The sequence below is a fragment of the Trinickia sp. genome, from assembly GCF_051953405.1.
GTDB lineage: Bacteria > Pseudomonadota > Gammaproteobacteria > Burkholderiales > Burkholderiaceae > Trinickia.
In genome coordinates this window covers 1-12,383 of the sequence record NZ_JBQCIV010000107.1, presented here as the reverse complement: position 1 = coordinate 12,383, position 12,383 = coordinate 1, and the positions used below count along the sequence as shown (strand labels likewise).

Below are 12,383 nucleotides of genomic sequence, written 5' to 3'. Positions count from 1 at the left end.
GCTTTCACCTGCTTCACGATCGCGGCAAAAGCGGCCTTGTCGAACACGGCCATATCGGCCAGCACCTTGCGGTCGAGTTCGATCGACGCCTTCTTCAGGCCGTTGATGAACACGCTGTACGTCATGTCGTGCTGACGGACCGCCGCGTTGATACGCGTGATCCACAGCGCACGGAATACACGCTTCTTGTTGCGGCGATCGCGGTAGGCGTATTGGCCTGCGCGCATGACCGCTTGCTTCGCGATGCGGTAGACGTTATTGCGACGGCCGCGGTAACCCTTGGCCAGGTTGATGATCTTCTTGTGGCGGGCACGTGCCGTAACCCCACGTTTGACTCGAGGCATTGTTTCGCTCCTGTGAGTAAAGGTTGAGGGTTAGGCGAAGGGCATCATGGCGCGCACGGAATCCATGTTGGACTCGTGCACCGCTGCCGAACCGCGCAGGTGACGCTTATTCTTCGTGGTTTTCTTCGTAAGAATGTGGCGCTTGAAGGCTTGACCGCGCTTGACGGTACCGCCCGGACGCACCACGAAGCGCTTTGCAGCGCTCTTCTTGGTCTTCATCTTAGGCATGACGAACAACTCCGTTATTAGATGGCGATGGGTGTGCGGCCGGCAAAAAGCCCCAGTTCCGCCCTTCGAAACCCAGTCCACTTGTCTGCGGCGTGGCCGTTGCCGGCCGCCGCGCTTTCAGGCATGACGCCCGAACCCGCCGGACGCCACGCCGAAATCTGCTTGGCAAAACACGTACTGCTTCGTCGCACGGGCCGCCCCCCACGAACCGTGGCCGGACGGCGGCGCGCCGCACGTTACTTCTTCTTTTTCGGCGCGAGCACCATGATCATCTGGCGCCCTTCCATTTTCGGCATCTGCTCGACCTGACCCACTTCTTCGAGGTCGGTGCGCAAGCGCTCGAGCATCCGCATACCGATTTCCTGGTGCGCCATTTCGCGCCCGCGGAAACGCAACGTGATCTTCGTCTTGTCGCCGTCTTCCAGGAAGCGCACGAGATTGCGCAGCTTGACGTTGTAATCGCCGTCGTCGGTACCCGGGCGGAACTTCACTTCCTTGACCTGGATGACCTTCTGCTTGAGCTTGGCCTCGTGCTGCTTCTTCGCTTCCTGGTACTTGAACTTGCCGTAATCCATCAAACGGCAGACCGGGGGAACCGCCTGCGGGGCGATTTCCACCAGATCGACGTCCTGCTGTTCCGACATGCGGAAAGCATCAGCCAGTTTCACAATGCCGAGCGGCTCGTTGTCGATTCCGACTAGACGCACTTCGGGTGCGCTAATCTCACGGTTGATGCGGTGCCCCTTATCAGTAGCTATTTCCCGATTCCTCTAAAAATTAAAAAAACGAGCCGCGCTGCCACGGTGGCTACTTGAACGCCTCGATCTCATGACGCAAGCGCTCAACGAAGGCATCGATCGGCATCACGCCCAGATCGACACCGCCACGGGCACGCACGGCTACCGTTTGTGCTTCACGCTCTTTGTCGCCCACCACGAGGAGGTACGGCACTTTTTCGAGCGTATGCTCGCGTATTTTATAGCTAATTTTCTCGTTGCGCAAATCGAGCTCGATTCTAAGCCCTTGTTTTTGCAACGTTTGAGCAACCGCCTGGGCGTAATCCGCTTGACTTTCGGCGATATTCATGACGACGGCCTGCGTCGGCGCCAGCCACGGCGGCATCGCGCCGGCGTGGTGCTCGATCAGAATCCCCAGGAAACGCTCCATCGAACCGACGATCGCCCGGTGCAGCATGACGGGGCGGCGGCGGCTGTTGTCTTCCGCCACGAACTCCGCGCCGAGCCGCTCGGGTAGGACCATGTCGAGCTGCAGCGTGCCGCACTGCCAGGACCGGCCAAGCGCATCCTTGATGTGGTACTCGATCTTCGGGCCATAGAAGGCGCCCTCGCCTGCGAGTTCTTCCCACTGAAGCCCGCACGCCGTCAACGCTTGACGCAGCCCTTCTTCCGCGCGATCCCAAATCTCATCCGTCCCCGCGCGCTGTTCCGGGCGCAGCGAGAGCTTGATATCGATGTGCTCGAAGCCGAAATCGCGATAGACGCTCATCGCGAGCGTGTTGAACTTGATCGATTCCTCGATGAACTGCGCTTCCGTACAGAAGATGTGCGCATCGTCCTGCACGAACCCGCGCACGCGCATGAGGCCGTGCAGCGCGCCCGACGCTTCGTTACGATGGCACGAGCCGAATTCGGCGTAACGCAACGGCAGATCGCGGTACGAGCGCAAGCCGTGCTTGAACACTTGCACGTGCCCCGGACAGTTCATCGGCTTGATCGCGTAATCGCGCTTTTCCGATTCCGTCGTGAACATGTTTTCGCGATAGTTCTGCCAATGGCCCGACGCTTCCCACAGCGAGCGGTCCATGATCATCGGCGTCTTGATCTCGAGATAGCCGTCGGCATTCACGCGGCGACGCATGTACTGCTCGACTTGCTGCCACAGCGACCAGCCCTTCGGATGCCAGAACACCATACCGGGCGATTCGTCTTGCAGGTGGAACAGATCGAGCTGACGGCCGAGCTTGCGGTGATCGCGCTTCTCGGCTTCCTCGAGCATGTGCAGATACGCCTCTTGCTCTTCCTTCTTCGCCCAAGCCGTGCCGTAGATACGCTGCAGCTGCTCGTTCTTCGAATCGCCGCGCCAGTACGCACCGGCCACCTTCATCAACTTGAAGACTTTGAGCTTGCCCGTGGACGGCACGTGCGGGCCGCGGCACAGATCGGTGAAGCCGCCGTGCGAGTAGAGCTTGATTTCATCGCTCGCGGGGATCGACTCGATGATCTCGGCCTTGTACTTTTCGCCGATGCTCTTGAAGTAAGCCACGGCCTCGTCGCGCGAGACGACGCGACGCGAGACGGGCTCGTCCTTCTTCGCAAGTTCTTGCATCCGCTTTTCGATCTTCTCGAGATCCTCGGGCGTAAACGGCCGTTGATAAGCGAAGTCGTAGTAAAAGCCGTTGTCGATCACGGGCCCGATCGTCACTTGCGCCTCGGGATAGAGATCCTTCACCGCGTAGGCCAGCAAGTGCGCCGCGGAGTGACGAATGATGTCGAGGCCGTCCGGATCTTTTTCCGTGACGATCGCAAGCGAGGCGTCGCGATCGATCAGCGCGGACGTATCGACGAGTTCGCCGTCGAGCTTGCCGCCGAGCGCGGCCTTCGCGAGCCCCGGGCCGATCGAGGCCGCCACCTCGGCTACCGTGACCGGGTGATCGTATTGTCGAGACGAACCGTCGGGCAAGCGTATCGAAACCATTGCGTTCTCTCCGAGATGCCGAGCGCGGCATCAAAAACAACCGGTTGGCGGCAACAAACTAAAAATGACGAATAAAAAAAATGCGGCCCCGCTTTCGAGGGGCCGCATTCACTTTCACTGACAATCAGACTAACAGGGCGAAAGAGGTCCTCGACTAGCGTCGCTCCGAAAAAGTTTCGGTCAACGTTCGCGGTGTCATAACCGTATTCGCCTTGTGCGCTTTCGCGCCTTTGACTGCCGTTGAATACCCGGCCAAACCACATCGCCGGACATTCGTTTTTCGTTGGTAGGCTCGATTGGACTCGAACCAACGACCCCCACCATGTCAAGGTGGTGCTCTAACCAGCTGAGCTACGAGCCTGAAGAAGAAGCGATTATATGGGGCCTATCGAACCTTGGCAACCCCTTTTATGCTTTCACATGAAAAAAGCTACGCACGGCGCGTGGCGCGCACGACGCCGCCCACTTCGCCGAGCAACGTGCAGGCGCGTTGAATCTGCGATGCGCTCGACACTTCCACGGTGAACTGCATGAACGCCGAGGTGCGCCGACTCATCGTCTTCACACCGACCACGTTCATCTTCTCGCGCGCGAACACTTCGGAGATGTCGCGCAACAGGCCCTGCCGATCGTGCGCCTCGATCGCGATATCGACGGGATAGACGGACGAGCCGCGCCCGCCCATCACATCGGCCGACCACGCCGCTTGCAGCACGCGCTCGGGCGAGCGCGCGGCCATGCGTTGGAACATCGCGCAATCGCTGCGGTGAATCGACATGCCCTTGCCGCGCGTGACGAACCCGCTGATCGCGTCGGGCGGCGCGGGCCGGCAGCAACGCGCGAGTTGCGTGAGCAATGCATCGACGCCCACGACGAGCACGCCCGTCGACGCACCGCGCGCGACGCTCGCGCCGCTGCCGCGCTTCTCGAACTGCTCGGGGGTGTCCTCTTGCGGCTCGGGCGGCGCCGTATCGGAGAGCGCTTGCTCGATGCTGCGCAAGCTGAACTCTTCCTTGCCCACGACGTTGAACAGATCGTCGGGCGACTTGAAGCCGAGCTTGGCCGCGAGTTGGTCGAGATTGACGGACGTCTTGCCTTCGCGCTGTAACGTCTTTTCGACCATCGCGCGGCCGTTCGCGATGTTCTCCTGCAATTCGATGGCGTTGAACCAGGCGCGCACCTTCTGCTTGGCACGGTGGCTTTGCAGGTAGCCAAGCTGCGCGTTGAGCCAGTCGCGCGACGGGCCGCCCTCCTTCACCGCGACGACCTCGACCGTCTGGCCGTTTTGCAGCGGCGTATTCAGCGGCACCATGGCCCCGTCCACTCGCGCGCCGCGGCACCGGTGACCGAGTTCGCTATGCAAGTGATACGCGAAATCGAGCGGCGTCGCCCCCTGCGGCAGCGCAATCACGCGCGCCTGCGGCGTCAGCACGTAGATGTGGTCGTCATCCAGCGTGGCGTAGCGCAGTTGCTCCCAAGGCTTGGCCGACGGGCTTTCGCCTTCGGCGACGTCCTCCTTCCAGGCCAGCAGCTGCCGCAGCCAGGCGATCTTCTCGTCGTATTTCTCGCTCGCGCTGAACTGCCCGCCGTAGCCGCGCACGCCGGCTTCCTTGTAGCGCCAGTGCGCGGCCACGCCGTACTCGGCGAAGCGATGCATCTCGTGCGTGCGGATCTGCACTTCGAACGCGCGGCCGTCGTCGCCCATCACCACCGTGTGCAACGACTTATAGCCGTTCGGCTTCGGCCGCGAGATGTAATCGTCGAACTCCTTCGGCACCGGCTGCCACAGGTTGTGGACGATGCCGAGCACGGCGTAGCAATCCTTGATATCCGGGACGATGACACGGAACGCGCGCACGTCGTACAGCTCGGCGAAGTCGAGCGACTTGCCGCGCATCTTGCGCCAGATGCTGTAGATATGCTTCGGGCGCCCGCTCACTTCCGCTGGGATCTGCGCCGCCGCCAGTTCCTGTTGCAGCCGCCCGATCGCCTCGGCCACATAGGTCTCGCGCTCGACACGCTTTTCGTCGAGCAGCTTGGCAATACGCTTGTAGGTATCCGGGTCCTGGAAACGGAAAGCCAGATCCTCGAGTTCCCATTTCAGTTGCCAGATGCCGAGGCGATTCGCGAGCGGCGCGTAGATCTCGAGTGTCTCGCGCGCGACGTCGGCGCCCGGCGATTGCTTCGCGGCCGCGTAGTAGCGCAGCGTCTGCAAACGCGACGCGAGCCTAATCAACACGACCCGAATGTCCTGCGCGAACGCAAGCAGCATCTTGCGCAGCGCTTCGATTTGCGCGCGGCGGGCCGCCTGCGCATCGCGGCCCGCCTCGGGCAGCGCATTGCTCGCCGCCTTCAGGCTCACCGTGCCGAGACGCAACAGCTTGCGTACGTCGCTAACGAGCTGCCCCACTTCTTCGCCGAAGCGTTCGGCAATCAAGCGCTCGGGATCGGCAAGATGCGGCGTGAGCGCGAACAGCGCCGCCGCCAACACCGCGGGCGGATCGACGTTGAGCTTGCCGACGATCGACGCCGTGCCGGCCGCGTGATCGGCCAGCAGCTCGCCCGACGATAGACGTGCGTCGCCCGCGTGCTCGCGCACAAAGGCGAGCGCATCCTCGTAGGAAGGCAACGGTGGGGCGCCGGCGACGGCCGTATCGGCGTTCAACGTTCGACTCTCTTATTCAACAGCAACGGCGAAGGACCGATGCGTTCAGCTGCGTTGGGCAGCGACGACGACGATTTCGACGAGGCAATCGGGATTGGCCAGCTTGGCTTCGACCGTCGCACGCGGCGGCGTGGCCCCTTGTGCCACCCACTCGTCCCACACAGCGTTCATGCCGGGGAAATGGATCATGTCCGACAGGTAGATCTGCACAGACAACAGGTGCGACTTGTCGCTGTTCGCTTCCGCGAGCAGGCGGTCGATATGGCCCAGCACTTCGCGCGTCTGCCCTTCGATACCCTGCGCCGTGTCTTCGGCGATCTGTCCGGCCAAATAGATCGTGCCGTTGTGGATCGCGATTTCCGAGAGGCGCTTGCCGACGTGATGACGAATGACTGCCATTTCAAAGTCCCTGTTCGGTGAAAAGAGGAGCATCGGGCACCGCTGCGCCGGTGCCGCAGATCGCTATTATGACGCGTGCCCGGCATCGCAGAAGAATCGACGCGCGAGCGCGATCTGCTGCGGGTCGAGAAACGCCGGCGCATGGCCCACGCCCGGTATCTCGACGCACTGGACCGAACGGCCGCATTCGATCATCCGCGCAACCGTCTCGCGCGAGAGCAAATCCGACGTTTCGCCGCGCACGACCAGCACCGGCCCATCGATCGCCGCGAACCAATGCCAAAGCGCCGCCTCGCCGGCCGCGGCCGCCTCGGGCGTGGTCGTCCCGAACGGGACCGCGATCGCAGGATCGTAGCGAAAGGCCCAGGCGCCGTCATCGCGCTGCGCGAAGAGCGGCGTGTTGATCTCGCGCCACTCGTCGGCCGTGAGCGGTCCGAACGTAGCGGCCAGGGAAGCCGCATGCGCGATCCCTTCCTCGAGCGTCGCGAACTGCACGCGCTCGCCCACGTACCCGCCGATGCGGCGCAGCGCCTCGGGCTCGATATGCGGCCCGATGTCGTTCATGAGCAGCTTGCGCACCGGCGAGTTCGGCAAGCCGGCCAGCGTCATGCCGATGAGGCCGCCCATCGAGGTGCCGAACCAGTCCACCGTCTCGACGTTCAGACGCGCGATGAGCGTCACCATGTCCGCCACGTACTGCGGCACGGCGTACCGGTTCGGATCGGGCAGCCAATCGGAGCGGCCGCGGCCGACGACATCGGGACACACGACGCGATAAACGTCGCTCAGCGCTGCCGCCACGCGATCGAAATCGCGCCCCGATCGCGTGAGCCCGTGCACGCAAACAAGCACGCGCGGATTGTCGGGATCGCCCCATTCCGTATAGGCCATGCGATGCAGGCCCGCGGGATTGGCGCATTGCACTTCGCGTTCGCGCGGGGGCCCCAACCGGGCGGTAAGGCCGGCTTGCACGCCGGCAGGGGTCGGCTCGCTCATCGGATCGTCCTCGTGAAATCGTGGAAAGTACTGCGCGAAAATCCGCACCAAATGAAAACGGGCGAAGCGCTCGCCTCACCCGTCTCATTGTCGCGACGCGAACGGCTCAGCCGATTCGCGCCGCGGTAGACCCTAAGGTTGCCCGGCGTCGATGCGCCGCCCATGCCCTAAGTATCGCGCAATTTCAGTGCACCGCGCTCGTATCGAGCGGCGCCCCCGTCTTGGCCTTGATTTCGTCGACCGTCACGCCCGGTGCCAGTTCGACAAGCTTCAGGCCCGCCTCGGTGACGTCGATGACGCCCAAATCCGTAATGATCCGATTGACGACGCCCACGCCCGTGAGCGGCAGCGTGCAAGACTCGAGAATCTTGTGCTGATCGCCCTTGGCGACATGCTCCATCAGGACGACGACGCGCTTTACGCCCGCCACCAGATCCATGGCACCGCCCATGCCCTTGATCATCTTGCCCGGGATCATCCAGTTCGCGAGATCGCCGTTCTTGCTGATCTGCATCGCCCCGAGGATCGCCAGATTGATGTGGCCGCCGCGAATCATGGCGAACGAATCGGCCGACGAAAAGATCGACGAACCCGGCAGCGTCGTGATCGTCTGCTTGCCCGCATTGATCAGATCGGCATCGAGTTCCTCTTCGGTCGGCGACGGGCCGATGCCGAGCAGCCCATTCTCCGATTGCAGCCAGACGTCCATGCCGGGGGGCACGTAGTTCGCCACCAGCGTCGGCAGCCCGATACCCAAGTTCACGTAGAAACCGTCTTGCAGTTCCTTCGCCGCGCGCGCGGCCATCTCGTCACGAGTCCAAGCCATGTCAGTCTCCTTTCGCGCGCACGACGCGTTGTTCGATGCGTTTTTCCGGATGCGCATTGAGCACGATGCGCTGAACGAAGATGCCCGGCGTATGAATCGCATCGGGATCGAGCGCGCCGACTTCGACGATCTCCTCCACCTCGGCCACCGTGATCCGCCCCGCCATCGCACACATCGGGTTGAAGTTGCGCGCGGTGCGGCGGTAAATGAGGTTACCGGCCTTGTCGGCCTTCCACGCCTTCACGAGTGCGACGTCGGCTGTCAGCGACGGTTCGAGCACGTAGTGGCTATCGCCGAACTGACGCGTTTCCTTGCCCTCGGCGATGATCGTGCCGTAACCCGTGCGCGTGAAAAACGCCGGAATGCCCGCGCCGCCGGCGCGCAGCTTTTCGGCCAACGTCCCTTGGGGCGTGAATTCGAGTTCGAGTTCGCCCGACAGATATTGGCGCTCGAACTCTTTGTTCTCGCCGACGTACGACGAGATCATCTTCTTGATCTGCCGCGTTTGCAGCAGTACGCCGAGGCCGAAACCGTCGACGCCGGCGTTGTTGCTGATACAGGTGATGCCCTTCACGCCGGTATCGCGCAAGGCCGCGATCAACGCTTCGGGAATGCCGCACAGCCCGAAGCCGCCGACGGCGAACGTCTGCCCGTCTTCGACGATGCCTTCGAGCGCGGCGGCCGCGCTTGGATAGACTTTGTTCATCTGTGTGTCCCTTCCATGATGGAAATCCGTGAAATCGGATCGGCACGAGTGCATTGGTCGACATCGAATGCAAGCGATGCCCATTTTAGTCGTCGGAACGCGTATCCGTTCATCTGCTCGTCTACCATACGCGCCGCACTCGATTGAATGTCCCAAAGGGTACGATGGGCGGCGATTGCGGCACAATACGCAAAAATACATAAGCGAAAGCCCGCGCCAGCGCCGGTTCGACGCGATCCATGTCCAAAATCGATTATCAAACCGCTTTCCATCTCGCGCCGATCGGTCTCGTGCTCTCGCGCGACCGGATCATCGAGGATTGCAACGACGCCGTCGCCGCGATCTTCCGCTGCGATCGCGCGGCGCTGATCGGCCGCTCGTTCGAAGTGCTGTATCCGTCGGCGGACGAGTTCGTGCGCATCGGCGAACGGATCGGGCCGATCATGACGGCTCAAGGCAGCTACGCCGACGACCGGATCATGAAGCGCGCCGACGGCGAGCTGTTCTGGTGCCACGTGACGGGCCGGGCGCTCGAGCGCCAAGCCCCGCTCGCTGCGGGGGTGTGGACCTTCGAAGATTTGAGTGCGACGCGCCGCGTGGCCATCGAGCTGACGCCGCGCGAGCGGGAAGTAGCCGCGCAGCTCGCGACGGGCAAGACCAGCAAGCAGATCGGCCGTGTGCTCGACATCAGCTCGCGCACGGTCGACATCTACCGTGCGCGGCTCATGCGCAAATACGGGACGGGCAACGCCACCGAACTTCTGCAACGGTTGCTCGGCCACTGAGGCCCCGTCGAGGCATAGCTGAGGCGCCGCTCAGACACCACCGAGGCACCACCGAGGCGCCGCGAGCGGACACGCACGGCGGCGGGGCGCCCGAGTGCCCTTACCTCGGCGCCACCCCGGCCGGCCTCGCCCGATGGCGCTCGTCAGCCCGCGTGGACGAGATGAGGGTGTTCGAGCAACTGCCGCAGCCGATCGGGCAGCGGCACGGACCGGCCCGCGGCGTAGTCGATCCAGACGCAGCGCGCCGTGCCGCGCGCATAGAGCGTGCCTGGATCGTCCGATCGCCGTAGTTCGAAGCCGGTATCGAAGCTGCTGCGCCCCGGCTTGCCCACCGACATGACGCCGATGACGTCGCCCGGGTAATGCAGCTGCCGCAAGAATTCCATCGAGGCATTCACGATGACGGGGCCTTGGCCTTGCTCGGCGCCGCCGACGATGCCGACCGATTCGAACCAGCTGATCCGTACCTGCTCCATGTAGCGAAAGTACACGGTATTGTTGACGTGCCCGAACGCGTCCATGTCGCCCCACCGAATCGGGATCGACATGTCGAATACGCGTTGGTAATCGTTGATCGTCACTGCTTGTTCCACTTCTCGATACGCCTACGACAAAAGAAAGTTGAGCGCGACGTCACGCCAGGCCGAACCCGTCGTCGGCAGCAATGACGGCACCATTGATGAATTGCGATTCGTCGGCCGCGAGCAGCAGCAGCAAGCCGTCGAGATCCTCGGGCCGGCCCACGCGATGCCTGGGCAGCATCGCCAGCAGTTTCTGGCCCTGCTCCGTCGACCAATGATGGTGGTTGATCTCGGTGTCGATATAGCCGGGCGCGATCGCGTTGACGTTGATCCCGTGCCGCCCCCACTCGAGCGCCATCGCGCGCGTCATGTGGACGACCGCCGCCTTGCTCATCGAATACACGCCGATCTGCGGCAGCACACGCAACCCGGCCACCGATGCGACGTTGATGATCCGGTACCCCGGCTTTTGCACCGCATTGCCCGAGCGCATGATCATGCGCTTGGCGACTTCCTGCGCGACGAAGAATGCGCCACGCGTATTCGTATCGAACACGTATTCGAAATCGGCCGGCGTGACTTCCGTCAGCTTCTGGGTGGTCGACACGCCCGAATTGTTCACGAGGATGTCGATCGTGCCCGCCTCCGTCTCGGCGTGCGCGACGGCCGACTTGATGCTTTGGTAATCCGTCACGTCGAGCGAGACGACGTGCGCCGCGCCGCCCGACGCCTCGATTTCGGCGCGCAGTTCCTTCAGCCGCTCCACGCGCCGGCTCGCCAGCACCACCTTCGCCCCCGCCTGCGACAGCACCAGTGCGAAGCGCTTGCCGAGCCCGCTCGAGGCGCCCGTAATCAGTGCGACCTTGCCTTCCAGGTTGATCGAACGGCCCATTCTCGTTCCTCTAATCAGTGAAGTTGTGCGATGCGCGATCGAATCGCGGGACATCCGGCAACGAAACGGCCCAAGGCGCGGTGCCGCCACTCTACCACGCAAATAGAACGATCGTGCTAATCTTCTCTCGTCCAGTTGCAGCGACCCTACCGTTCGCTGACAATACGAACCCGAAAAAAAGCATTCTAATGGTTAAGGTTAAGGAGCCCCAATGACCCCCGAAAGTCTGATCGAGCAGTACGGTCCGCGCGAATCGATGGAATACGACGTCGTGATCGTCGGCGGCGGCCCCGCGGGCCTGTCCGCGGCCATCCGGCTCAAGCAGCTCGCGCAGGACAAGGGCGTCGAGATCGGCGTGTGCGTGCTCGAGAAGGGTTCCGAGATCGGCGCGCACATTCTGTCGGGCGCGGTGATGGATCCGCGCGCCATCGGCGAGCTGATCCCCGATTGGAAGGAGAAAGGCGCGCCTTTGAACGTGGAGGTGACCGAAGACCGGTTCCTGTTCCTCACGGAGAAGGGGGCGGTCAAAACGCCGAACTGGGCCCTGCCCGATAACTTCAAGAATCACGGCAACTTCGTGATCAGTTTGGCGAACGTCACGCGCTGGCTCGGTCAGCAGGCCGAAGCGCTCGGCGTCGAAATCTTCCCGGGCTTTGCCGCAGCCGAAGTGCTCTACAACGAGGACGGCTCGGTCAAGGGTGTGGCCACGGGCAACATGGGCATCGGTAAGGACGGCGAGCCCACGGAAAACTTCCAGCTCGGCATGGAGCTGCACGCGAAGTACACGCTGTTCTGCGAAGGCGCGCGCGGGCATCTGGGCCGACGCCTGACCGAAAAGTTCCAGCTCGACCGAGACGCCGACCCGCAGGTGTACGGCATCGGCATCAAGGAACTCTGGGAAATCGATCCGGCCAAGCATCGGCCGGGGCTCGTCATCCATACGGCCGGCTGGCCGCTCGATACGCAAACGTACGGCGGCTCGTTCCTCTATCACATCGATAACAACCAGGTGATGGTGGGCTTCGTGGTCGGGCTCGGCTACACGAATCCGTACCTGTCGCCGTTCGAGGAATTCCAGCGCTATAAAACGCACCCCGAGATCCGCAAGTTTCTTGAAGGCGGCAAGCGCATTTCATACGGTGCACGGGCGATCACGGCGGGCGGCTTGATGTCGCTGCCCAAGCTCGTGTTCCCGGGCGGCGCGTTGGTGGGCGACGATGCGGGCTTTTTGAACGCCTCGCGCATCAAGGGCAGCCACGCCGCGATCAAGAGCGGCATGCTCGCGGCGCAGGCGGCGTTCGATGCG

At 62.8% G+C, this 12,383-nt stretch carries 13 protein-coding genes and 1 tRNA gene; 2 read left to right on the top strand and 12 right to left on the bottom strand.

All coding sequences use genetic code 11. The annotated features are described in order from the left end of the window. From rplT to ACTHN9_RS18750, 10 genes are all read right to left on the bottom strand, one after another. A partial coding sequence (rplT, locus tag ACTHN9_RS18795; protein ID WP_440538283.1) for a 50S ribosomal protein L20 occupies nucleotides 1-344 on the bottom strand: 344 nt, incomplete at its 3' end. A 30-nt stretch (nucleotides 345-374) separates the two neighbouring features. Further along, nucleotides 375-572: a 50S ribosomal protein L35 gene (rpmI, locus tag ACTHN9_RS18790; RefSeq protein WP_440538282.1), complete on the bottom strand. Its 198-nt coding sequence runs from the start codon at nucleotides 570-572 to the stop codon at nucleotides 375-377. A 236-nt stretch (nucleotides 573-808) separates the two neighbouring features. Further along, nucleotides 809-1,330, bottom strand: a complete 522-nt coding sequence (gene infC, locus ACTHN9_RS18785; protein ID WP_440538285.1) for a translation initiation factor IF-3 — start codon at nucleotides 1,328-1,330, stop codon at nucleotides 809-811. Between the two features lie 49 nt (nucleotides 1,331-1,379). Then, the gene (gene thrS / locus ACTHN9_RS18780) at nucleotides 1,380-3,287 is read right to left on the bottom strand and encodes a threonine--tRNA ligase (protein ID WP_440538281.1); all 1,908 of its coding nucleotides are present in this window, start codon (nucleotides 3,285-3,287) and stop codon (nucleotides 1,380-1,382) included. Between the two features lie 284 nt (nucleotides 3,288-3,571). After that, nucleotides 3,572-3,648, bottom strand: a tRNA-Val gene (locus tag ACTHN9_RS18775). 69 nt (nucleotides 3,649-3,717) lie between these two features. Then, nucleotides 3,718-5,952: a RelA/SpoT family protein gene (locus tag ACTHN9_RS18770; RefSeq protein WP_440538280.1), complete on the bottom strand. Its 2,235-nt coding sequence runs from the start codon at nucleotides 5,950-5,952 to the stop codon at nucleotides 3,718-3,720. 45 nt (nucleotides 5,953-5,997) lie between these two features. Continuing rightward, nucleotides 5,998-6,351, bottom strand: a complete 354-nt coding sequence (locus ACTHN9_RS18765) for a RidA family protein (RefSeq protein ID WP_440538279.1) — start codon at nucleotides 6,349-6,351, stop codon at nucleotides 5,998-6,000. 66 nt (nucleotides 6,352-6,417) lie between these two features. Beyond that, entirely contained in the window at nucleotides 6,418-7,347 is a 930-nt protein-coding gene (locus ACTHN9_RS18760) for an alpha/beta fold hydrolase (protein WP_440538278.1), read from the bottom strand. Nucleotides 7,348-7,531: 184 nt separating this feature from the next. Further along, on the bottom strand, nucleotides 7,532-8,173 hold the full coding sequence (locus tag ACTHN9_RS18755; RefSeq protein ID WP_440538277.1) for a CoA transferase subunit B: 642 nt from the start codon (nucleotides 8,171-8,173) through the stop codon (nucleotides 7,532-7,534). A 1-nt stretch (nucleotide 8,174) separates the two neighbouring features. Continuing rightward, nucleotides 8,175-8,879 carry a CoA transferase subunit A gene (locus ACTHN9_RS18750; RefSeq protein WP_440538276.1) on the bottom strand — a complete coding sequence of 235 codons (705 nt, stop codon included), beginning with the start codon at nucleotides 8,877-8,879 and terminating at the stop codon, nucleotides 8,175-8,177. A 239-nt stretch (nucleotides 8,880-9,118) separates the two neighbouring features. Here ACTHN9_RS18750 and ACTHN9_RS18745 point away from each other — a divergent pair, with 239 nt between their 5' ends. Beyond that, complete coding sequence (locus ACTHN9_RS18745) at nucleotides 9,119-9,664, top strand: LuxR C-terminal-related transcriptional regulator (protein WP_440538275.1); 546 nt, start codon at nucleotides 9,119-9,121, stop codon at nucleotides 9,662-9,664. A 143-nt stretch (nucleotides 9,665-9,807) separates the two neighbouring features. Here ACTHN9_RS18745 and ACTHN9_RS18740 read toward each other — a convergent pair whose 3' ends face one another. Continuing rightward, nucleotides 9,808-10,239 carry an acyl-CoA thioesterase gene (locus ACTHN9_RS18740; protein WP_440538284.1) on the bottom strand — a complete coding sequence of 144 codons (432 nt, stop codon included), beginning with the start codon at nucleotides 10,237-10,239 and terminating at the stop codon, nucleotides 9,808-9,810. Nucleotides 10,240-10,297: 58 nt separating this feature from the next. Next, nucleotides 10,298-11,077: an SDR family oxidoreductase gene (locus ACTHN9_RS18735; protein WP_440538274.1), complete on the bottom strand. Its 780-nt coding sequence runs from the start codon at nucleotides 11,075-11,077 to the stop codon at nucleotides 10,298-10,300. Between the two features lie 211 nt (nucleotides 11,078-11,288). Here ACTHN9_RS18735 and ACTHN9_RS18730 point away from each other — a divergent pair. After that, a partial coding sequence (locus ACTHN9_RS18730) for an NAD(P)/FAD-dependent oxidoreductase (RefSeq protein ID WP_440538273.1) occupies nucleotides 11,289-12,383 on the top strand: 1,095 nt, incomplete at its 3' end.